Source organism: Maribacter litoralis (assembly GCF_003075045.1).
Classification (GTDB): Bacteria; Bacteroidota; Bacteroidia; order Flavobacteriales; family Flavobacteriaceae; genus Maribacter; species Maribacter litoralis.
On sequence record NZ_QCZD01000032.1, the window covers coordinates 1 to 436 of the forward strand.

At 51.8% G+C, this 436-nt stretch carries 1 protein-coding gene; it reads left to right on the plus strand.

The features are described 5' to 3' along the window. Window positions 1-51 precede the first annotated feature (51 nt). On the plus strand, window positions 52-436 hold a 385-nt coding region (locus DCS95_RS20140), incomplete at its 3' end, for a hypothetical protein (RefSeq protein WP_208630778.1).

Below are 436 nucleotides of genomic sequence, written 5' to 3' on the forward strand. Positions count from 1 at the left end.
TTATCGGGCAATGATGCGGCGGACTTTACGATAGATCCGTCCACAGGAGTGGTGAGCATGGTGGCAAGGGATTATGAAAACCCGGCGGACGCCAATACGGATAACGTTTACGAGATCAGCATAACGGCAACGGACAGTGATGGCAACGATGACACGGAAGACTGGACGGTTAGCGTAGCCGATGTGAGCGAAACAGTAACGTTCACCATTGATGCCATTGCCAATGCGAACGTCAACGAAAATGCGGCATACACCTCGGTGACCCCAAGTTTATCGGGAGCTGCGCCAATAGGTTCGGTAACCTATACTTTATCGGGCAATGATGCGGCGGACTTTACGATAGATCCGTCCACAGGAGTGGTGAGCATGGTGGCAAGGGATTATGAAAACCCGGCGGACGCCAATACGGATAACGTTTACGAGATCAGCATAACGG